This is a genomic window from Paenarthrobacter sp. NPDC089988 (assembly GCF_044748465.1).
Taxonomy (GTDB): domain Bacteria; phylum Actinomycetota; class Actinomycetes; order Actinomycetales; family Micrococcaceae; genus Arthrobacter.
This window is the reverse complement of record NZ_JBIVGD010000016.1, coordinates 105,878-126,406: the sequence shown is the minus strand read 5'-3', so window position 1 is coordinate 126,406 and position 20,529 is coordinate 105,878. Positions and strand designations below refer to the sequence as shown.

Here is a 20,529-nt window from a genome sequence, read left to right as displayed (position 1 = left end):
GTGAATTTACGTCGTGTCGTGCTCACAAGAACACCTTCCCGCAGAATCCCAGGATCCCGCTACTTCAGGTGTCCACCAACAGAGGCTAACCCCAGTAGAAAGTGAGAGAGCGTTCGGGGTTTGGTGAGAGAGGGCTCGTGGAAATGGGGCCTTCGGTGAGAGAGCGTTCTTGAAAAGCGGGCGTTCGGTGAGAGAGGGTCCCAAAAAAGGGGGCGTTCGGTGAGAGAGGGACAGGTTAGGCTACGGCGGCGCGGCTCTTGACGAACGCCTGGACGCAAGCTTCGACGTCGTCCGTGCTGTGGGCGGCGGAGAGCTGGACGCGGATGCGGGCCGCGCCCTTGGGCACCACGGGGTAGCTGAAGGCGGTCACGAAAACGCCGTGGCCCAGCATTTCGTCGGCGATACGCGCCGCAACCACGGCGTCACCGAACATGACCGGGATGATGGCGTGTTCGCCGTCGAGCAGTTCAAAGCCTTCCTCGCTCATCCGACTGCGGAACAGGGCAGCGTTCTCGAAGAGACGGGTGCGCAACTCGCCTGAGCCCTGCACCAGTTCCAAGGCCTTGATGGTGGCCGCAACAATGGCCGGTGCGAGCGAGTTGGAGAACAGGTACGGACGGGCCTTCTGGCGCAGCATTGCCACGATCTCGCCTCGGCCGGAGACGTAACCACCGGAGGCACCGCCGAGGGCCTTCCCGAAGGTTCCCGTGTAGATGTCCACGCGGTCCGAAACACCTGCGTGTTCAGGGGTGCCCGCACCGGTGGAGCCCATGAACCCGACGGCGTGGGAATCGTCCACCATGACCAGGGCGTCGTGCTTTTCGGCGAGGTCGCAGATCGCTTCGAGGGGCGCCAAGTAGCCGTCCATGGAGAAGACACCGTCCGTGACGATGATCTTGCGCCGCGAACCGGACGCCTCCACGAGCTTGGCTTCCAGGTCCGCCATGTCCTGGTTGGCGTAGCGGAAGCGCTTGGCCTTGCTGAGCCGAATTCCGTCGATGATGGAGGCGTGGTTGAGGGAGTCGGAAATGATGGCGTCGTCAGGGCCGAAGAGGGACTCGAACACACCACCGTTGGCGTCGAAGCAGCTGGAGAACAGGATGGTGTCCTCCGTGCCGAGGAACTTCGAGACGCGGGCTTCGAGCTCCAGGTGGAGATCCTGTGTGCCGCAGATGAAGCGGACGGAGGCCATGCCGAAGCCGCGCTCGTCCATGGCGGACTTGGCGGCGGCGATGATGTCCGGGTGGTCGGCGAGGCCAAGGTAGTTGTTGGCGCAGAAGTTCAGGACCTTGTTGGCCGGCTGGCCGAGCTGGCCAGCGGCGATGTGGCTGGCCTGGGGTGAGTCGATGTGGCGTTCGGTCTTGAAGAGTCCGGCGCTGCGGATCTCGTCGAGTTCGCCTTGGAGTTGGTCTTTGATGGCTGAGTACATTGAATTGCTCCTGAAGGTTCCTAGAGTTCAGTCCAGTCGAGGACCACTTTGCCGCCCACGCCGTTGCGGGCGATCTCGAAGCCCTTTTCCCACTCGGTGGCCGGCAGCTTGTCGGTGACGACGGCGGAAATGCTGCGGTGCAGTACCGGGTTGGAGGACAACATGGCGCTCATGGCGTACCAGGTCTCGAACATTTCGCGGCCGTAGATGCCCTTGAGGGTGAGCATGTGCGTGACCACCTTGCCCCAGTCGATGTCGATGGACTGGCTGGGCAGGCCGAGCATGGCGATGCGTCCGCCGTGGTTCATGTTGTCGATCATCTCAGGCAGCGCCGTGGGGTGTCCCGACATTTCCAGGCCGATGTCGAAGCCTTCGCGCATGCCCAGTTCCTGCTGTGCTTCGCGGACCCGCATCCTGGAGACATCCACAGCTAGGTCAACGCCCATCTGCCTGGCGAGCTCCAACCGTGGTTCAGAGACATCCGTGATGGCGATCTTGCGCGCACCGGCGTGGCGGGCAACGGCAATAGCCATGAGTCCGATCGGGCCGGCCCCCGTGATGAGGACATCCTCGCCAACCAGAGGGAAGCTCAGCGCGGTGTGCACTGCGTTGCCGAAGGGGTCGAAGATGGCACCGAGTTCCGGTGTGACGGATTCATCGTGGTGCACCCAGACATTCGTCTCCGGGATCACCACGTATTCAGCGAATGCGCCATCGCGCTGCACGCCCACCGAGACCGTGTGGATGCACATCTGGCGGCGTCCGGCCCGGCAGTTGCGGCAGATCCCGCAGACAACGTGGCCTTCGCCGGAGACCTTGTCCCCCACCTTGACGTCACGGACGTCCTCGCCGATCGCCACCACTTCGCCGTAGAACTCGTGCCCGGCAATCAGGGGTGCTTCGATGATGCCTTGCGCCCACGCATCCCAGCTCTGGATGTGGAGGTCGGTGCCGCAGATGCCTGTGGTCATCACGCGTATCTTGACGTCCGACGGGCCCGCTTCGGGCTCGGGACGGTCAACGAGTTCGAACCCGGCGTGCGGTCCGGATTTGTAGAGAGCCTTCATGGGATTCCTCACTGGCTTGGTGCTGCTTCGCTGCTGCTGACTTCCATTGAAAGCCCGCCAACGATTTAGCACAACTAGAATCTTCTCAATCAACGATTTAGGATTTGCTAATGGAAATCCACCAATTGCAGATGCTCCGTGAGCTCGGGGACCTGGGCAGCGTCAAGGCCGTGGCGGAGACCCTCATGGTCACGCCGTCGGCCGTTTCCCAGCAGCTTGCACTGCTCCAGAAGTCGGTGGATGTGCCGCTCACCCGCAAGGAAGGCCGCGCTTTGGTCCTCACCGACGCCGGCCGCGTGCTGGCTGAGGCGGGTGCCGCCGTCGTGAATGCCATGGCCGATGCCCGCGCGGCCATCGGCGCCTACCACGATGCTCCCGACGCGCCCGTGAGCGTCAGCGCGTTCCACAGCGCGGGCCAGGCGCTGTTCGCCCCACTCGCCGCGCTGCTGGCCAGCGGAAAAGCGTCCGACGGCGGGATGTCGCCACGGTTGCGCCTGTCCGACGAAGATGTGGCCCAGGAGGATTTCCCGGGGTTGGTGGCGCGCTACGACCTTGTCCTGGCGCACCGAATGGACAACAGTCCCCCGTGGCCCGAGGACAAGGTGGCGGTGATCCCGATCGCGGATGAACCCCTGGACATTGCCTTGCCCGCAGACCACCCGCTGGCTGCACATCGCGAACTGAAGCCGTCCGACGTCGTCGATGAACCCTGGGTGACCAGCCGCGATGGCTACTCCCCCGCGGACGTCCTGGCCGCCGTCGTGGCTGTCAGCGGGCGCCCGGCAGAGGTGCTGCACCGCATCAACGACTACTCCACCGTGGCGGCGCTCGTTTCGGCAGGAGGTGCGATTGGGCTGCTGCCAAGGTTCACGGCACGGCGCGTGCTGGACGCCGGCGTGGTGCTGCGGCCGTTGTCCGGGGTGAACTCGGTGCGCAAGATCGACATCCTGGCCCGGCCGGAAACCCTTAAACGGAAATCGGTCATGACGGTTTGCGAGTCACTTCAAACCGTCATGACCGGGCTTTCCGCACCCAAGTAGGGGACAGCACATGCTCTAATGAGGGTTCAGTGGAGCGTTATCTGTCCCCCAGTTGGGCGGACGGCGGGTGCTCAGTCGCGGACCAGGGCGGGTTGGCCGGCGTCGAAGTACTCCACCAACTCCGCGGGCAACTCCGGGACTTCCCGGGCAGAGCCATCGCCACGCAACGACTCGGCGGCCAGGATGCCGGCCACCACAGCCTGGCGGGCGGCGATGGGGCTGGTCTGGGTCCGGCCGCCCTCCGAAGCGAACCGCAGGAACTCCTCAATCAACCGCGGATCGGCGCCGCCATGGCCGCCTTCGCCGTCCTGGATGGTGACGACCTGGTCCGGCTCGCCCCGCCCGGAGGTGCGCGAGGTCCAAACGTTGATGGTCTCACCTGGGCCGTCGCCGAGGTTCTCGATCCGGCCCTTGGTGCCGATGATGGTGTAGTTCCGCCAGTAGTCGGGCGTGAAGTGGCACTGCTGGTAGGAGGCCAGGATGCCGTTGTCCAGCACCATGTTCATCATGGAAATGTCCTCGACATCGATCACCTCCGCCAGGTCCTTCTGCTCCGTGGGCGGCCAGTTGTCCAAGGAGAACCAATCCCCCATGCGCTTGCCGTCGTTGTTGGCGCGGTTGGTCACGTCGCCATAGACCGCTAGATCGCCCACGGCCGCTACGCGCTTGGTGTATCCGCCGGCCAACCAGTGGATCACGTCGATATCGTGGGCACCCTTTTGCAACAGCAGCGAGGTGACGTTGGCGCGCTGGGCATGCCAGTCCTTGAAGTAGTAATCGCCGCCGTGGCCCACAAAGTGCCGGCACCACACGGCCTTGACCTCCCCGATGGTCCCTGCCTCGATGATCTCCCGCATCTGGACCACCACGGGCATATGGCGCATGTTGTGGCCCACGTACAGCCGGGTGCCCGTTTCATAGGCGGTCTTGAGGATCAGGTCCGCAGCCTCGAGCGTGACGTCCAAGGGCTTCTCGCAGAACGTGGGGATGCCGGCTTTCAGGGTGCGGATTGCGACGGCGGCGTGCTGGTTGTCCGGGGTCAGGACCAGTACTGCGTCCAGGCCGCCGGCCAGCAACTCCTCAAGGTCGTCCGTGATCCGTGCGGTGGGGATGCGCTCGGCGGCATCCGCCCGTCCACGTTCGCTGAGGTCGCAGACGATCGTCACAACAGACCCCCGGCCCGGCTTATGGGCGTGCTTCCACAATCCCGAACGCAGGCCGAAACCCACGATGCCGACCTTCAAATCCTTTTCCATGGTGTACAAATTCCTTCTGCTGATTCCTAATGAAGTCTGGTTGCGGCACTGCGGTGTGGTGCCGATTCCCGCACGAAGAGGTGCCAGGGGAAATCCAGGACCGTCGGCTTGTCACCGGCGTCCGTGGCCCGCTGCAGGAGCAGCCTGGCAAGCTTGTCGAAGAAGTCCACGGGACCCACGGTGCTGAGCGAGGGAGACATGCGCCCACCCTCCACCGTGTTGCCCACACCGATGATGTCCACGTCCTGGCCCACGGCCAAGCCCAGGCGTTGGGCCGCGTTGATGGCGCTGACGGCGGCGAAATCGGTGGTGGCATAGATCGCCGTAGGGCGGTCCGGAAGTCCCAGGAGCCGGGTGGTGGCGGCGAAGGCTCCAGATGTGGTTCCGTCGAAGAGCCCCACGTAGTCTTCCCGTTCATCGATCCCTGCGGCGGCAAGCGCCTCCGAATACGCCCGGTAGCGGCTGCCACCGGACGTTCCGGCAGCCGTGGCCGGGGTCAGGCAAGCGATCCGCCGGTGGCCGTGGAGAAGATGCTCCACGGCCATCCGGCAGCCCGGCTCCGCGATGGAACGGATCACGTCGAAACCCTCCGGTTCCAGCTTTTCGTTGAAGACCACCAGCGTGGTTCCGTGCCCGGCCAGTTTCCGGAGCGCAGCAGTTTGGTCTTCGCGGACGGCATCGACGAACACGGCATCGGCGTTGTGCGTACCGAGCACTTTCACCCAGTCCGCGTCCCCCAGGATCATCGGCGTGATGCCCAGGGGTTCCGCGGCCCGCTGGACCGCCTCGATGACGGACAGGGACCACGGATCCGAAAGCATGGTCAGCGACAGGATCACTGTGTTGGTCCGTCCGGTGCGGATGGCACGGGCGGCCTGGTTGGGCCGGTATCCGAGCCGCTCCGCGGCCGCCTTGACCTTTTCCGCCGTCGGATCCGAAACGCCAGGCCCGCCGTCACCCCGGCGACCGGACATCACATAGGAAACCGTGGCTGTGGAGACGCCGGCAAGTTCGGCCACCATGCGGATGGTGGGCCTGACGCCGGTATTGCTTGTTTTTGCCATGGTTCCCCCTGGTGTTGATGTCCGCATCACATTCTTTGCTCGATCGTATGGCGTTGCGGGGCTAGCTCCGGAACACTGGCGCGTTGGGGTCCAACGAAGCCTGGTACTCGTCGCGCATCTTGTCGCCGCCCTCGCTCTTCCAACGCTTCACCGCGTCCTTGAGCTCGTCGATCTTGGCGCGGCCGGTGATGATATCCACCACCTTGTCCCGCAACTGCTTGGTGATCTTGGCGCCCACCTTGGCGTTGGTGTCCGAGTAGGAACCGTTGGTGGGGTTGCGCCAGGCGAGTTCCAGGAGCTTCTTTTCCTGCTCGCTGACGTAGCGCGTGTCGTCGTCGAAGCCGGGGTTGAAGATGACGTTCTCCGGGCTGGCCATGATGTTCAGGGCCGAGACCAGGCCCGGGGCGTTCGTGGTACCGGTGTCCGTGCGGACCGGGTTTCCGCTGCCGTCCAGGGTGTAGTCCTGGCCGAGCTCGCCGAAGTTCTTCTGCATGTACTCCACGGTGCCGAACGGTGCCGACAGGTAGTCGATCAGGGCGAGCAGCTCACGGATCTTGCCTTCCTCGGCCTTCTTGAACGGCGTGAAGCCCACGGTTCCGTAGCCCATGTCGTAGGTCGGCTTGACCTTGCCGTCGGCGCTGAACGGAATGAGGATGTCGAACTTGGCGGTGCGGCTCAGTGAGCGGTAGCTGCGGATATCGTGCGGACCCACCACCACCTGTGCGGCAACGCTGCCGTTGACTACCCGGTTGCGGATGTCCGTGGCCTTGGAGTCCGGGTAGAAGACACCGGCGGCAAACATCTTGGCAGTGAACTCGACGCCCGCCATGTATTCGTCTGTTTCATACAGGTGGGTCAGCGTGCGGTCCTTGTTGACGGCCCAGCTGTTCGGGGCCCCGAACCATTCGGTGACCATGTGCAGCGCATTGATGTAGGCCGGCTCCAGGGCGTACTTCTGCTCGCCGGGACGCGTCAGTTCCTTGGCCTTGTCCAGGAACTCGTCGGCGCTGGACGCTTCGAAGCCACCTACCTGCGCCCACATGTCGTGGTTGCCCAGGTAGACCTGGCCGAACGGGGTGCTCGGGATGGGAGCGCCCCAGATCTTGCCGTTCACGACGGCGGTCTTCCAGGAATCCGGCTTCAGTGCGGCCAGGTTGGGGTACTCGAGCACGGCGTCACCGGAGAGGTACGGCGTGAGGTCCTGGAATTTGGCTTCCAGCATGGGACCCACGTTGGGGATGCCCTGGTTTGGCGGTACCCACATCATGTCCGGAAGGTCGTTGCTGGCAAGAACTGTGGCGAACTTGGCCGGGTAGCCGTCTCCGATGTCTTCGGCAATCTGCAGCTCGAGGTCTCCCCCGAGCTTGGCGTTGAGGCGCTGCCAGAACGGGTTGTCCTTCAGGCCCGGGCTCATGGTGTCGAAGGTTTCCGTGAGGCCGGTGACCTTGCCCTTGAGCGGCGGAGTCTTCACGGACTGCACGGCGTTGGGCAGTTTGAAGTATCCGGCCTGCAAGCCCTGGGCGTTGCCGGCGATGTCCGGCGTCACACCCGTGAACTCTTTGTAGGTGGGCAGCTTGACCGTGGCGGAGGCAGCGGCGCCTCCACCTCCGGAAGCTCCGCCGCCACCGCAGGCGGACAGACCGACGGCGGTCACGGCCAGGCCGGCGAGGCCGAGGAAGCCGCGGCGGCTGAATCCAGCCTGTCCTGAGGTAGTGCTCGTCATGGCATAACCCTTTCTGATGATCTTTGTTGGTTTTTTACGCGTGGGAATCTTGGTGGGCTAACCCTTGACGGCGCCGGTGATGACGCCCTTGGCAAAGTGCTTCTGGAGGAACGGGTAGACCATGAGGATGGGCACCAGGGCCACTACCACTACCGCCATCTGGATGGACTGCGGCGGCGGGGTGGTGGTGATGCCGAGTTGGTCGGCGGCACCGCTCCCCTGCACCACGAAGTTCCTGAGCAGCAGCTGGATGGGCCACTTGCTGTGGTCGTTGATGTAGAGCAGTGCGTTGAAGAACGAGTTCCAGAAGCCGACGGCGTAGAACAGGCCCACCACGGCGATCACTGCCTTGGACAAGGGCATGACGATCCGCCAGAGGATCTGCCAGTCATTGGCGCCATCGATCCTGGCGCTCTCGATCAGCTCGCCGGGAATGTTCATGAAGAAGGACCGCATCACCACGAAGTTGAAGGCACCGAAGATGCCGGGCAGGATCAGCGACCACAACGAATCCAGCAGGCCCAGCTGGCGGATCATGAGGAAGGACGGAATCAGGCCCGGGGCGAACAGCAGGGTGAACAGGACTGCGAGCACCACGGGGCGGCCGAACAGGACCGAGCGGCTGGTGGCGTAGGCCATGGTGATGGTGACGAAGAGGGCCAGGATGGTGCCAACCACGGTGATCAGGGCGCTCACTCCCAGGGACTGCAGCACCATGGGGCCTTTGAAGATGGTGGCGTAGGCCTCCAACGTGGGACGCTCCGGCCAGAGGACGAAGCCGCCGGCCTTGACCAGCTGTTCGTTGTCCGCGAGGGACGTCGAGACCACCAGCAGGATGGGGGCCAGGATGGACAGGCTGAAGGCCACCAGGACCACCGACTTCACGGTCTGGTAGAGCGCGGAAGGGCGTTCCTTCCAGACCGGACGCTTGGGGTTGTAGCTCAGCTCCCGCGGTTTGCGGGTGAAAAGTGTTGTTGCCATGGGGGTTCTCCTTGTTCGGCCGCCGCTGGGGCTAGCCGACCTTTCGAGCGAAGATGCCGTCTTCGCCAAAGCGGTGTGCCAACTTGTTCGCGCCATAGATCAGCAGCATGCTGACCACGCCCTTGGCCAAGCCGGCCGCAGCACCCGAACTCCAGCCGCCACCCACAACACCGGTGTAGTAGGTGAACGTGTCCAGGACTTCCGCGGCCCCGGCGCCTACGGCGTCGCGCTGCAGGATGAATTGCTCGAAGCCCACCGAGAGGATGTCGCCGATGCGCAGGATCAGGAGCAGGACGATCACGGGACGCAGGCCGGGCAGCGTGATGTGCCACATGCGGCGCCACCGTCCGGCACCGTCCGCCGCTGCCGCCTCATAGAGGGAAGCGTCGATGCTCGCCAAGGCGGCGAGGAAGATGATCATGGCCCAGCCGGCGTCCTTCCAGATCATCTGGACCACCACCAGTACGGGGAACGTCTCGGAGTTGGTCATGAACGGGATGGGATCCATGCCCCAGTCCCGGAGCAGGTTGTTCACGAAACCGGCACCGCCCAGCATCTGCTGGAAGAAGGCGATCACCAGGACCCAGGAGAGGAAGTGGGGCAGGTAGGCGATGCTCTGGAAGACCTGCCGGACCCTGGTGCTGATCAGGGAGTCGACGATCAGGGCAAGGACCAGCGGAACGGGGAACAGGAACACCAACTGCCAGGCCGCCAGGTACAGCGTGTTCCAGAACGCGTGGATGAAGTCCGGGTTGGCGAAGAGATCCACGAAGTTCTGCCAGCCCACCCAGAGGCTGTCTCCGATGCCCAGGTAGGGCTGGTAGTCCTGGAAGGCGATGACGTTGCCCAGGATGGGGATGTAGAAGAAGAGCAACAGGAAGGCGATGCCCGGCACCATCATCAGGAGCATCTGCTTGTCCCGCTTCAGGCGCGAGCGGAAGCTCTGGCTGGGCGGCTTGGTGCCCTTGCCTTTCCGGGAGCCGGACACTGGCGCTTTGGCGCCTTCCCGGGCCGGGACACGGCTGGCTTCGGGCAATGCCGGAGCCTGTTCCGTTGTCGAGTTCATGCTGTCTCCTCAAGTGCTGAGTGTGATTCAAGCCACGTTCGTTAACCGTTTAACAAACCATAAGTGACCACTGCGGCTTTTGCAAGATTATGATTGAAACTGCGCTTAGAAATCAGTTTTCATCACTTTGAGCGACATGGAGCGCCAGTAAGATGGAGGACGGGCGAACACAACGGACGGCTTCGCACGGAGGAAAGAGCGGGAATGGCAGGATGCTGCAGTGCGGGCGGAACCGCCCGGGAAAGTTCGACGCCGGGGCTGACGCCACCACAGCGCGCGGCGGACGGACACCCCGCGCCGCCAACCGGCGTCGTGCGTTCCGCCCAAGGTCCCACACCCGAAGGTGCGGCCGCGCAGGCCGGTTCCAACGATGTCCCCATCCCGGCGGGGACGTTCGCCATGGGCGACCCCTTCAACGAGGGTTATGCGGACGACGGCGAGTCTCCCGTGCATGAGGTGGGAGTCAGGGCCTTCCTCATCAGCGCCACCACTGTCACGAACCAGGAGTTTGCGGCTTTCGTCGACGCCACCGGCTACCGGACCGAATCGGAAAACTTCGGAACCTCGCCCGTCTTCCACCTGGCCGTCAGGGCCGAACCGAAGGACATCCTCAACCGGGTCAACAATGTCCCGTGGTGGTTCAATGTCCGCGGCGCCGACTGGGCACACCCGGCCGGGCCGCTCTCCAACTGGAGCGATATTCCCGACCACCCAGTGACCCACGTTTCCTACAACGATGCCTTGGCCTACTGCGCCTGGGCCGGCCGACGGCTCCCTACTGAAGCCGAATGGGAGTACGCGGCCCGTGGCGGGGAGGACGGCCTGCGCTACCCGTGGGGCAACGGGCTCCATAACTCCGGCGAAGGAACCTCCCGCCACAACTGCAACATCTGGCAGGGTGAATTCCCCGTGCGCAACGACGTGGACGACGGCTTCCTGACCACCGCTCCCGCCCGTTGGTTCGCCCCGAACGGCTACGGTTTGTACCAGACCAGCGGCAATGTGTGGGAGTGGTGCAGCGACTGGTTCCTGCCCAAGTACTACGCAACGTGCCTGGCCAACGGCACGGTGCAGGACCCGCAGGGACCCACTGTAGGACGCGGACGCGTGATGCGCGGCGGCTCCTACCTATGCCACGACTCGTACTGCAACCGGTACCGGTTGGCGGCGCGGAGTTCGAACACGCCGGACTCGGCCAGTGCCAACCTTGGCTTCAGGACCGTGGCGCTCTAAAAAAGCAGGCCGCAGACAAAGTCTGCGGCCTGCTTCTTATGAAGGCGTTCCTAGCCCTGAACCCCGAGCTTCTCGAGGATCAGCTCGCGGACACGTCCGGCGTCGGCCTGGCCACGCGTGGCCTTCATGACGCCGCCCACAATGGCGCCGATGGCCTGGACCTTGCCGCCGCGGATCTTCTCTGCAACGTCCGGCTGGGCAGCCAGGGCGGCATCGATCGCTTCCAGGAGCGGGCCGTCGTCGGAAACCACCGCAAGGCCGCGCTTCTCGATGATTTCCTCCGGGGTTCCTTCACCGGCGAGGACGCCGTCCAGGACCTGGGAGGCCATCTTGTTGTTGATCTTGCCGCCTTCAACCAGCTTGTTGAGCTCGACGATCAGCTCCGGCGTGACACCGAGTTCAGCGGGCTCGACTTCGGCGGTCTTGGCACGGCCAACAACCTCGCCCATCCACCACTTGCGCGCGGCATCGGCGCTGGCACCGGCAGCGACGGTCTCCTCGATGGAGTCCATGACGCCGGCGTTCACCACGTCGCGGAACTCAAGGTCCGAGTATCCCCAGGCTTCCTTGAGGCGCTTGCGGCGCTCCGCGGGGGGCTCGGGCAAGGTGGCGCGCAGTTCCTCAACCCATTCGCGCGAAGCAACCACGGGAACCAGGTCCGGTTCAGGGAAGTAGCGGTAATCGTCGGCGTCGGACTTCGGCCGGCCGGATGTCGTGGAACGGGTGTCCTCATGCCAGTGGCGCGTTTCCTGGACAATCGGGTTGCCGGAATCCAAAACGGCTGCATGGCGCTGGATCTCGTAGCGGACAGCGTGCTCCACGGCGCGCAAAGAGTTCACGTTCTTGGTCTCGGAACGGATGCCGAAGCGCTCCTGGCCATGCGGGCGGAGGGAGACGTTTGCGTCGCAGCGGACATTTCCGCGTTCCATGCGGGCATCGGAAACGCCCAGGTTCTTCACGATTTCGCGGATCGCCGCAACATACGCCTTGGCCAGTTCCGGCGCACGGCTGCCCGCGCCCTCGATCGGCTTGGTGACGATTTCCACCAGCGGAACACCGGCACGGTTGTAGTCCACCAGCGAGTAGTCGGCACCCTGGATACGGCCCGCCGCGCCACCCATGTGGGTCAGCTTCCCGGCATCCTCTTCCATGTGCGCCCGCTCGATCTCAACCCGGAAAACCGTGCCGTCTTCCAACTCGATGTCCAGGTAGCCGTCGTAGGCGATCGGCTCGTCGTACTGGGAGGTCTGGAAGTTCTTGGGGGTGTCCGGGTAGAAGTAGTTCTTCCGGGCGAAGCGGCAGGACTCGGCGATCTTGCAGTTCAAGGCCAGGCCGATCTTGATGGAAGACTCCACCGCCGTCTTGTTGACCACGGGAAGAACGCCGGGCATGCCCAGGTCAACCTCGTTGACGTTGGTGTTGGGCTCATCGCCGAAGACGTTCGGAGCCGAGGAGAACATCTTGGTCTTGGTGTTGAGCTCCACGTGGACCTCGAACCCCAGGACGGGATCATACTTCTCCATGGCCTCTTCGAAGCTCAGGGTTGCGTCGACGGACATTAGTTGGAACCTCCGGCGGTGGTGGAAGCAGAACCCAGGGCGGGTGCCTGTGCGAGCATCGGGCCGCCCCACTTCTCTTCAAGGATGGACTCGAGGACGGCGCCCACGCGGTACAGGCGTGCGTCTTCGCGGGCTGGCGCTAGGAGCTGGATGCCCACGGGGAGGCCGTCCTCGTCAGCCAGGCCGCCGGGAAGGGACAGGCCCGGGATGCCGGCAAGGTTGGCCGGAATCGTAGCGACATCGTTGAGGTACATGGCCAGCGGATCGTCCAGCTTCTCCCCCAGCTTGAACGCCGTGGTGGGCGCGGTGGGCGAGATCAGGACATCGGCCTGCGCAAAGGCGGCGTCGAAGTCGCGCTGGATCAGCGTACGGACCTTCTGGGCCGAGCCGTAGTAGGCGTCGTAGTACCCGGCACTCAGGGCGTAGGTGCCCAGGATGATGCGGCGCTTGGCTTCGTCGCCGAAACCGGCGGCGCGGGTTGCGGCCATGACGCGTTCGATGGTCATGGGACCGTCCTTGGGGAGGACCCGCAAGCCGTAGCGGACGCCGTCGAACTTGGCCAGGTTGCTGGACACCTCGGACGGCATGATCAAGTAGTAGGCGCCAAGGGCGTACTTGAGATTGGGGCAGGAAACCTCCACGATTTCCGCACCGGCGTCCTTGAGGATCTCAAGGGACTCGTTAAAGCGGTTCTCGACGCCGGACTGGTAGCCCTCGCCGTGCAGTTCCTTGATGATGCCGATCTTCACTCCGGCCACGTTGCCCAGGCGGGCGGCAGCAACCAGGTTGGTGAAGGGATCGGTCAGGGAGGTGGAATCGAAGGGATCGTGCCCGCCGATGACTTCCTGCAGCAGGGCGGAGTCAAGGACGGTCCGGGACACCGGGCCGATCTGGTCCAGCGAAGACGCCATCGCGATGGCACCGTAACGGGACACGGCACCGTAAGTGGGCTTCACTCCCACCGTTCCCGTGACGGCACCGGGCTGGCGGATGGAGCCGCCGGTGTCCGTACCAAGCGCCAGCGGCGCTTCGAAAGCTGCGACGGCGGCAGCGGAACCGCCGCCGGAACCGCCGGGGATGCGATCCAGGTCCCACGGGTTGCGGGTGGGGCCATACGCCGAGTGCTCCGTGGAAGAACCCATGGCGAACTCGTCAAGGTTGGTCTTGCCCAGGATGGGCATCTTCGCGGCGCGGAGCTTCTTGATGACCGTGGCGTCGTAGGGGCTGTGCCAGCCCTCGAGGATCCTGGAGCCGGCAGTAGTGGGCTGGCCGATCGTGACGATCAGGTCCTTCACCGCGATGGGCACGCCGGCGAGCGCATGCAGGTCTTCGCCCGCGCTCCTCGCGGCGTCGACCTCGGCCGCGACGGACAGCGCTTCTTCGGTGTTCACGTGCAGGAACGCGTTTACTTGGCCATCGACGTCGGCGATGCGGTCAAGGTGCGCCTGCGTGACCTCGACGGCGGACACCTCGCGTGCGGCCAGCTTGGCGGCGAGGTCGGCAGCGGAGTGGCGGATGAGTTCGTTCTTCAGTTCAGTCATGGTGTTAGTCCTCATCCAAAATTGCCGGAACCTTGAAGCGGTCCTCGGCAGCGTCGGGGGCGCCGGACAATGCCTGCCCGGCCGTGAACGTGTGGCCCACAACGTCCTCGCGGAACACGTTGGTCAACGGAATCGGGTGGGACGTGGCCGGGACGTCGTCCCCGGCGGCTTCGCTGACGGACTTCACCGAATCCACAATGACGGCAAGCTCGCCGGCCATCCTGTCCAGCTCTTCGGCACTCATTTCAATGTGAGCCAGACGCGCAAGATGCGCGACGTCGTCACGGTTGATCGCAGCCATGGATCTCCCCTGCAAAGTTCAAATGGTTTTCCGGACCAGTCTACTTGGCCGGACTGCCTCCCAACTGCCGTGCAGCCGCCAGCAGCCGCGCAGATGGTGGCGGCCGGCCCACGGGCCGGGACCTTGACTCGGGAACTTCCCAGATTCGGTGCGTAGCATAGACAGCTTCTTACCCCGAGGAAAGGCCCGCGACGTGCAAGGTCGCCACAATATCCCTGACCACAACCCCGCAGAACCCACGCAATACCCCGGCCAAGGAAGCCTCGCCGAAGGCAGCCTGGGCTCGCCGACGCGCAAGCGCCGCCGCTGGCTCAGGGTGGGCATCCTGGTGGTTGCCACAGTGCTGGTGGGCGTCCTGAGCTTCGGCGGTTACTGGCTTTGGCGCCTGCAATCGAACATCTCCACTGGCTCCTTGGGCGCGGGTGGCACCCGGACCGAAGGGGCCGTGGACGACCGGAAAGACCGGCTCCAAATCCTGGTCCTGGGCAGCGATACCCGCAGCGGCAAGAACAGCCAGTACGGCACGGCGGACCAATCCTCCGGCTATGGGCAGTCGGACGTCATGATGCTGGTGGACATTTCCGCGGACAACAAGAACGTCAACGTCATCAGTTTCCCCAGGGATCTCCTGGTGGACGTGCCTGAGTGCAAGGACCAGGCCACCAGCCAGCAGCACGCCGCACGGGAGGGCGTGATGATCAACAGCGCCATGGCCGAGGCAGGCATCGGCTGCGCCGTGGACACCGTGAGCAAGTTGACCGGGCTTGAGGTGGACCACTTCATGATGGCGGATTTCAATGCGGTCAAGGAGCTCTCCAGCACAGTTGGCGGCGTCGATGTCTGCGTCAACTCCGCAGTGGATGACCCGGAGTCCGGATTGAAGCTCGCGCAGGGAACCTCGCAGGTGCAGGGCGACCAGGCTCTGGCTTTCCTCCGGACCAGGCATGCTTTCGCCGACGGCGGGGACCTGGGCCGCATCCAGGCCCAGCAGGCGTTCCTCGGATCGCTGACCCGCAAGCTCAAATCCGAGGGAACCCTCAGCAACCCGCAGAAGGTGCTGGATATCGCAGACACCATGACCAAGAACCTGACCGTGGACACAGGTTTGGCTTCGGTTCCATCCTTGCTGACCATCGCGGACCGGCTCAAGAACATCGACCCTGCGAAGGTCAATTTCATCACCGTGCCTACGGTTCCGGCGACCTCTGATCCCAACCGGCTTGCCCTTGACGAACCGGCGGCAGGAAACCTGTTCTCGGCCCTGCAAAACAGCGCGGACCTGAGCAAGGGTGCCCCTGCCCAGACCGACCAGTCCACGGCACCAGCCACGCCTTCCTATGACAAGTCCCTCCAACCGGTCTCCGTGGCCAACGGCACCAACGTGGCGGGCCGGAGCAACGTCATCGCGGATACGCTCACGGCGGCCGGCTTCACCATGATCACCAAGCTCCAGGCCCAACCAGTACCTACCACCGTGGTCTACTACCAGTCCGGTTTCGAGGATGTGGCGGCGGACGTCGCAGCGATGTTCGGTTTGCCGGCAAGCAGCATCCAACCCGCCTCGGCCATCCAGGGCGTCCAGGTCTATGCGGGCGAGGACTTTGCGTCAGGCGACAAACCCACCCCAGCACCGGCCCAGGGGAACATTGCCGCACAAACAGCAAATGACCAGACCTGCCAGGCGACGAACCCGGCAGGCTGATCATTTGCGGTATCGGCGGAACGTTAGCCGATGCCGATGGCTCCCGTCAGGACACCGACAGCCAGCATCACCAGCGAGATGACCGCAGTGCGCCACAGGACCTTCTTGTGGTGGTCGCCCAGGTCCACCTTGGCCAGGGAGACCAGCAGCAGGATGGCCGGGACCAACGGGCTCTGCAGGTGGAAGGGCTGGCCGGTGATGGAAGCACGGGCCATGTCCGCGGCGCCAACACCGTAGTGCGCGGCAGTCTCGCTGAGGACGGGAAGGACGCCGAAGTAGAAGGCATCGTTGCTCATGAAGAACGTCATGGGGATGCTGAGCACGCCGGTGATCACTGCCATGAACGGTCCCATGTCGGCTGGGATGATCTGGACGAGCCACTCGGACATTGCCTTGACCATGCCCGTGCCGTTGAGGACACCCGTGAGGACTGCGGCTGCCATGACCATGCTGACCACTGCCACGATGGACGGTGCGTGGGCGATCAACTGGGCGCCCTGGTCCTTGACCTTGGGGAAGTTGACCAGCAGGGCGATCGCGGAGCCAACCATGAAGACGAACGGCAGTGGGATGATGTTGGCCACCAGCGTCACCATCACGGCGACCGTCAGGGCCAGGTTGAACCAGAACAGCTTGGGACGCAGCGTGGCCCGGTTGGGGTCCAGTGCGGTGTCCGCCATGGCGGTGTCGTGCTCGTCAACCAGTTCTTCGGTGCGTTCCAGGACCACGACGCCGGAGCCTCCGCCTGTGCCCGGCTTGCCTGCCGTTGGGGTTGAGCCGGCGCCGCCAAAGCGGGAGCCTCCCTTGCCCAAACGTGGGCCCGAACCGGCCGCAACAGCACCGCCGCGGCCGTTGCCGCCGTCGAAAGCTTCTGACGGGTCGGCCACCTCGCCCCAAATTTCGGGAGCGGTGGCGCGGAGGCGGTTGCGTTCCTGCAGGCCAAGCAGCCAGGAGAAGACCAGCACGACAAGCAGGCCAACAATCAGGGACGGGACCATCGGGACGAAGACGTCGTTGACGTCCAGGTGCAGCGCGGTGGCGGCGCGGGCCGTGGGGCCGCCCCAGGGCAGGATGTTCATGGTGCCGTTGGCCAGGCCGGCCACGCAGGTGAGGACCACGGGGCTCATCTTCAGGCGAAGGTAGACCGGGAGCATGGCGGCTGTGGTGAGGATGAAGGTGGTGGAGCCGTCGCCGTCCAGGGAAACAGCGGCTGCGAGGATTGCCGTGCCCAGGACTACCTTGGCGGGGTCGTTGCCGAGCTTGCGCAGGATGAACTTCACCAGTGGGTCGAACAATCCCACGTCGATCATGAGGCCGAAGTAGATGATCGCGAACATGAGGAGCGCGGCCGTGGAGGTCATGGATTTCATGGAGTCCATGACCATGGGCCCGATGCCGAGTCCGGCACCGGCGAAGAGGCCAAAGATGGTGGGGACAATGATCAGCGCCAGGACTGGCGTCAGTTTTTTGGTCATGATCAGGACCATGAATACCGCAATCATTGCGAATCCAAGCAAAACCAGCACGGCCGGCTCCTTACTACTGTGATGGCAACACTTCGGTGTGATGCGCACTACAAACCGTAAGGTGGCCTCCGTCACGCAACCGGGTTTGTGGGTATTGATGGGAATACTGCTCGTTGAGAACGTTTTGCGCATTGTGCTCAGTGATTCAATGGAACAGGAGGAAAGGAGTAATGGTGCCCCGCAACAGCCGGATCAGCATGCGCTTCTCCACCCAGACACTCCTCCTCCAGCTTGGCGTCGTACTCCTGGTGGTTCTGCTCAGCGGAGCCGTGCACGCCTGGCTGGTCTACGACCGCATCGGCACGGAAGCCGAGAACCAGGCGCTCACACTGGCCCGGACCGTCGCAGCCGATCCCGATGTCAGGGCGGACGTCCAGGAGATCAGCAAGGAGGAAGGCACCCCTCCCCCGGCGGTTCTCGCTGCCGGTCCCCTGCAGGAGGCCGCCGAAGCCGCCCGGATCCGGACAGGCGCACTGTTCGTGGTGATCACCGACGAAACCGGATTGCGGCTGGCCCACCCCGAGACCGCGCGGCTGGGTGAACGGGTGAGCACGGACCCGTCAGTGGCCTTGGGTGGCCAGGAAATCACCACCCGCAACACGGGAACGCTCGGCCCGTCCGCGGGTGCGAAAGTCCCGATTTACGCACCGGGCACTCCCGATGGTGCCGGCACGGCCAAAGGAACGATCGTTGGCGAGGTCAGCGTGGGCTACTCCATGGAATCCCTGAGCCAAAGCCTGGCCCGTGACATCGTGCCCATTGCCCTGACGGCGGGCGGTGCCCTGCTGGCCGGCGTCCTGGCCTCGTTCCTGCTCCGCCACCGGTTGCAGCGGCTCACCCTCGGACTGGAACCGGAAGAAATCAGCACCTTGGTCCACGACCAAGTGGCAGTCCTGCAAGGCGTGGACGACGGAGTGATCGGCATTGCCGCCGACGGCCGGATCTCCGTGTTCAACGCGGCAGCGTCCCGGCTCCTGGACGTTCCCGATGCCACAGGCAAGGACTGGGCCACCGCTCCGGTGCCGGAGCAGCTCAAAAACCTCACCCGTCCTGCAGCCCAGGACGCCGAGGCCGTGGAAGTGGTTGCCGGCGGGCGCGTCCTGGTCGCCAGCGCCCGCAAGGCCTGGCACCGCAAGGAGGACCTCGGCTGGGTGGTCATGCTCCGTGACCGCACCGAGCTTCAGCAACTGACCCGTCAACTCGACGCGGTAGGAACCATGTCCACCGCCCTGCGCGCCCAGCGCCACGAGTTCGCCAACCAGCTTCACACGATTGCCGGTTTCATGAGCATGGGACAGCACGACCAAGCCAAGGAATACCTGGCCCGGATCTCGGCCACGGGCCCGCTGAAGTTCCCGGTGGAGCAGGGCGAACTGCTCCAGGACACCTATTTGCAGGCGTTCGTGGGCGCCAAGAGCGTGGAGGCGTCCGAGCGCGGCGTGGCGTTGCGCATCGGCCCCGAAACCCTGGTCCGCGGCCACGTGGCCGACCCCCAGGACGTCACCACGGTCCTGGGCAACCTGATCGACAACGCCGTGAACGCCGCCGTCGCCGGCTCGGCGACGGAACGCTGGGTGGAAGTTGAACTCCTGGACGATCCAGCGCGCGACGGCGGCACCCTCCACATCGTTGTGGGAGACTCGGGCGACGGTTTGGGCGGCATCGAACCGGAGGACGTGTTCGCGGAAGGATTTACGACGGCGGACCATCCGGCGCGTCCGGGCGCCGGCCAGGGCCTGGGCCTGGCCTTGGTCCGCCAACTTGCCCGGCGCCGGGGTGGCGACGTCCGGGTGCTCGAATCCGGCAGCACGGGTGGTCCGGGGGCTGTGTTCATGGCAAGTGTCCCCGGAGTCATGGACCCTGCGGAGACGGACACCAACTCAACGTTGAGGAAGGACAGCAGTGGCTGAGGACTTGAGGGTGCTGATCGTGGATGACGACTTCCACGTGGCCAGGCTGCACGCGGCCTACGTCGATTCCGTGGCGGGTTTCATGGCCCTGGCCCCCGCAGGCTCCGTGTCCCAGGCGCTGCAGGCCATCCACAGCCTGCGTCCGGACCTTGTGCTGCTGGACGTCTACCTGCCCGACGGTTCCGGGCTGGACCTCCTGGGCCAGCTCGACGTTGACGCAGTCATGCTCACCGCGGCCTCGGACGCCCAATCCATCAGGGTTGCCTTCCGCCGCGGGGCGTTGGGCTACCTGCTCAAGCCCTTCACCGCCGAGTCCTTGTCCCAGCAGCTCCGGTCCTATGCCCGGTACCGCCGCATCCTGGGCCAACAACCCAGCGTGGACCAGGGCAGCATCGAAAGGGCCAAGCGGGCTCTCATCCCCGGCGACGTGACGCCGTCGGCCAAGCCGCGTTCGGCAACGGAAGCAGCCGTCCTGGAGTCGCTCGTGGCGGGTGAGCAGTACTCCGCAGCGGAAGTCGCGGACCGGGTGGGCGTCTCCCGGGCCACGGCGCAAAGGTACCTGTCCTCGCTCGCGGACGATGGCGCCGTCGAGATCCAACTCCGCTACGGAACCACGGGCCGCCCGGAACACCGCTACGGCATCCCGGGCTGACCCAGGTAGGGGACAGCACGTGCTCCACTCAGCGTTCAGTGGAGCAGTTACTGTCCCCCAGTTGGGTGCCTACGCGGACTTCTGCGCGACGAGCTCGATTTCCACGAGCATCTGCGGGTCCAGGAACGGCAGCACGTGCACCAGGGAGAGCGTGGGACGGATCTCGCCGAAGACCTCGCCATGAGCGCGGCCGGCGTCTTCCCACTTGCTGATGTCCGTCAGGTACAGCTTGGACTGCACCACGTCCCCGTAGGAGAAGCCGGCTTCTTCCAGGACAGCGCCGAGCTTTTCCAGGATGTACTTGGTCTGCGAGTAGAAGTCATCGCCGACGATGCCGTCCGGGCCTGAGGCCGCCGTGGCGGAAATGAAGAGGGTGTTGTCCACCTGGACTGCACGGGAGTAGCCGAGGGTCTGTTCCCAGACCGAGCCCGAGCCGAATGTCTTGCGCATGCCGCGCCTTTCCTGTCGCTTCCCGGCCT

17 protein-coding genes are annotated in these 20,529 nt (G+C 64.6%); 5 read left to right on the top strand and 12 right to left on the bottom strand.

Annotated features, from left to right (window positions below):
- Positions 1-235: 235 nt before the first annotated feature.
- The gene (locus ACIPV6_RS17990) at positions 236-1,429 is read right to left on the bottom strand and encodes a glycine C-acetyltransferase (RefSeq protein ID WP_400272186.1); all 1,194 of its coding nucleotides are present in this window, start codon (positions 1,427-1,429) and stop codon (positions 236-238) included.
- Positions 1,430-1,449: 20 nt separating this feature from the next.
- The gene (gene tdh / locus ACIPV6_RS17985) at positions 1,450-2,496 is read right to left on the bottom strand and encodes an L-threonine 3-dehydrogenase (protein ID WP_400272185.1); all 1,047 of its coding nucleotides are present in this window, start codon (positions 2,494-2,496) and stop codon (positions 1,450-1,452) included.
- 110 nt (positions 2,497-2,606) lie between these two features.
- On the opposite strand from tdh, the gene ACIPV6_RS17980 reads away from it, so the two are divergent.
- A complete protein-coding gene (locus ACIPV6_RS17980; RefSeq protein WP_400272184.1) occupies positions 2,607-3,536 on the top strand; it encodes a LysR family transcriptional regulator in 930 nt (309 codons plus the stop codon).
- A 71-nt stretch (positions 3,537-3,607) separates the two neighbouring features.
- Here the strand turns inward: ACIPV6_RS17980 and ACIPV6_RS17975 are convergent, their stop codons facing one another.
- The 5 genes from ACIPV6_RS17975 to ACIPV6_RS17955 all read right to left on the bottom strand — a co-directional run bounded on the left by ACIPV6_RS17975 (position 3,608) and on the right by ACIPV6_RS17955 (position 9,626).
- Positions 3,608-4,801, bottom strand: a complete 1,194-nt coding sequence (locus ACIPV6_RS17975) for a Gfo/Idh/MocA family protein (RefSeq protein ID WP_400272183.1) — start codon at positions 4,799-4,801, stop codon at positions 3,608-3,610.
- 17 nt (positions 4,802-4,818) lie between these two features.
- Entirely contained in the window at positions 4,819-5,856 is a 1,038-nt protein-coding gene (locus tag ACIPV6_RS17970; protein ID WP_400272182.1) for a LacI family DNA-binding transcriptional regulator, read from the bottom strand.
- A 61-nt stretch (positions 5,857-5,917) separates the two neighbouring features.
- Entirely contained in the window at positions 5,918-7,579 is a 1,662-nt protein-coding gene (locus ACIPV6_RS17965; protein ID WP_400272181.1) for a sugar ABC transporter substrate-binding protein, read from the bottom strand.
- Positions 7,580-7,636: 57 nt separating this feature from the next.
- Positions 7,637-8,560 (bottom strand): carbohydrate ABC transporter permease, encoded by a 924-nt coding sequence (locus ACIPV6_RS17960; RefSeq protein WP_397325767.1) that lies wholly within the window; start codon positions 8,558-8,560, stop codon positions 7,637-7,639.
- A gap of 31 nt (positions 8,561-8,591) precedes the next feature.
- Entirely contained in the window at positions 8,592-9,626 is a 1,035-nt protein-coding gene (locus ACIPV6_RS17955; RefSeq protein WP_400272180.1) for an ABC transporter permease, read from the bottom strand.
- Positions 9,627-9,830: 204 nt separating this feature from the next.
- On the opposite strand from ACIPV6_RS17955, the gene ACIPV6_RS17950 reads away from it, so the two are divergent.
- Positions 9,831-10,859 (top strand): formylglycine-generating enzyme family protein, encoded by a 1,029-nt coding sequence (locus ACIPV6_RS17950; protein WP_400272179.1) that lies wholly within the window; start codon positions 9,831-9,833, stop codon positions 10,857-10,859.
- 50 nt (positions 10,860-10,909) lie between these two features.
- Here the strand turns inward: ACIPV6_RS17950 and gatB are convergent, their stop codons facing one another.
- Genes gatB through gatC form a run of 3 tightly spaced genes read right to left on the bottom strand, consistent with a single transcriptional unit; the run spans position 10,910 to position 14,260 of the window.
- Positions 10,910-12,418 (bottom strand): Asp-tRNA(Asn)/Glu-tRNA(Gln) amidotransferase subunit GatB, encoded by a 1,509-nt coding sequence (gatB, locus tag ACIPV6_RS17945; RefSeq protein ID WP_400272178.1) that lies wholly within the window; start codon positions 12,416-12,418, stop codon positions 10,910-10,912.
- Positions 12,418-13,959 carry an Asp-tRNA(Asn)/Glu-tRNA(Gln) amidotransferase subunit GatA gene (gene gatA, locus ACIPV6_RS17940; RefSeq protein WP_400272177.1) on the bottom strand — a complete coding sequence of 514 codons (1,542 nt, stop codon included), beginning with the start codon at positions 13,957-13,959 and terminating at the stop codon, positions 12,418-12,420. Before gatA ends, gatB begins: the two co-directional genes overlap by 1 nt.
- A 4-nt stretch (positions 13,960-13,963) precedes the next feature.
- On the bottom strand, positions 13,964-14,260 hold the full coding sequence (gene gatC, locus ACIPV6_RS17935; protein WP_400272176.1) for an Asp-tRNA(Asn)/Glu-tRNA(Gln) amidotransferase subunit GatC: 297 nt from the start codon (positions 14,258-14,260) through the stop codon (positions 13,964-13,966).
- Between the two features lie 193 nt (positions 14,261-14,453).
- Between gatC and ACIPV6_RS17930 the strand changes: the two genes are divergently transcribed.
- Positions 14,454-15,962: an LCP family protein gene (locus ACIPV6_RS17930; RefSeq protein WP_400272175.1), complete on the top strand. Its 1,509-nt coding sequence runs from the start codon at positions 14,454-14,456 to the stop codon at positions 15,960-15,962.
- Between the two features lie 23 nt (positions 15,963-15,985).
- Here ACIPV6_RS17930 and ACIPV6_RS17925 read toward each other — a convergent pair whose 3' ends face one another.
- Positions 15,986-17,488 (bottom strand): CitMHS family transporter, encoded by a 1,503-nt coding sequence (locus tag ACIPV6_RS17925; protein WP_400272174.1) that lies wholly within the window; start codon positions 17,486-17,488, stop codon positions 15,986-15,988.
- 170 nt (positions 17,489-17,658) lie between these two features.
- Here ACIPV6_RS17925 and ACIPV6_RS17920 point away from each other — a divergent pair, with 170 nt between their 5' ends.
- The gene (locus tag ACIPV6_RS17920) at positions 17,659-19,398 is read left to right on the top strand and encodes an ATP-binding protein (protein ID WP_400272173.1); all 1,740 of its coding nucleotides are present in this window, start codon (positions 17,659-17,661) and stop codon (positions 19,396-19,398) included.
- Positions 19,391-20,050, top strand: coding sequence for a response regulator (locus ACIPV6_RS17915; protein ID WP_400272172.1), 660 nt, complete (start codon positions 19,391-19,393; stop codon positions 20,048-20,050). The genes ACIPV6_RS17920 and ACIPV6_RS17915 overlap by 8 nt, the downstream gene beginning before the upstream one ends.
- A gap of 69 nt (positions 20,051-20,119) precedes the next feature.
- Here the strand turns inward: ACIPV6_RS17915 and ACIPV6_RS17910 are convergent, their stop codons facing one another.
- Positions 20,120-20,500, bottom strand: a complete 381-nt coding sequence (locus ACIPV6_RS17910) for a RidA family protein (protein WP_400272171.1) — start codon at positions 20,498-20,500, stop codon at positions 20,120-20,122.
- Positions 20,501-20,529: the final 29 nt, after the last annotated feature.

What these genes read in the sequence shown, in the direction of transcription:
- ACIPV6_RS17955 (WP_400272180.1), bottom strand. Translation starts at nt 9,626, where the DNA reads ATGAACTCGACAACGGAACAGGCTCCGGCATTGCCCGAAGCCAGCCGT.
- ACIPV6_RS17980 (WP_400272184.1), top strand. Translation starts at nt 2,607, where the DNA reads ATGGAAATCCACCAATTGCAGATGCTCCGTGAGCTCGGGGACCTGGGC.
- tdh (WP_400272185.1), bottom strand. Translation starts at nt 2,496, where the DNA reads ATGAAGGCTCTCTACAAATCCGGACCGCACGCCGGGTTCGAACTCGTT.
- ACIPV6_RS17960 (WP_397325767.1), bottom strand. Translation starts at nt 8,560, where the DNA reads ATGGCAACAACACTTTTCACCCGCAAACCGCGGGAGCTGAGCTACAAC.
- ACIPV6_RS17990 (WP_400272186.1), bottom strand. Translation starts at nt 1,429, where the DNA reads ATGTACTCAGCCATCAAAGACCAACTCCAAGGCGAACTCGACGAGATC.
- ACIPV6_RS17910 (WP_400272171.1), bottom strand. Translation starts at nt 20,500, where the DNA reads ATGCGCAAGACATTCGGCTCGGGCTCGGTCTGGGAACAGACCCTCGGC.
- ACIPV6_RS17950 (WP_400272179.1), top strand. Translation starts at nt 9,831, where the DNA reads ATGGCAGGATGCTGCAGTGCGGGCGGAACCGCCCGGGAAAGTTCGACG.
- ACIPV6_RS17965 (WP_400272181.1), bottom strand. Translation starts at nt 7,579, where the DNA reads ATGACGAGCACTACCTCAGGACAGGCTGGATTCAGCCGCCGCGGCTTC.
- ACIPV6_RS17970 (WP_400272182.1), bottom strand. Translation starts at nt 5,856, where the DNA reads ATGGCAAAAACAAGCAATACCGGCGTCAGGCCCACCATCCGCATGGTG.
- gatA (WP_400272177.1), bottom strand. Translation starts at nt 13,959, where the DNA reads ATGACTGAACTGAAGAACGAACTCATCCGCCACTCCGCTGCCGACCTC.
- gatC (WP_400272176.1), bottom strand. Translation starts at nt 14,260, where the DNA reads ATGGCTGCGATCAACCGTGACGACGTCGCGCATCTTGCGCGTCTGGCT.
- ACIPV6_RS17920 (WP_400272173.1), top strand. Translation starts at nt 17,659, where the DNA reads ATGGTGCCCCGCAACAGCCGGATCAGCATGCGCTTCTCCACCCAGACA.
- gatB (WP_400272178.1), bottom strand. Translation starts at nt 12,418, where the DNA reads ATGTCCGTCGACGCAACCCTGAGCTTCGAAGAGGCCATGGAGAAGTAT.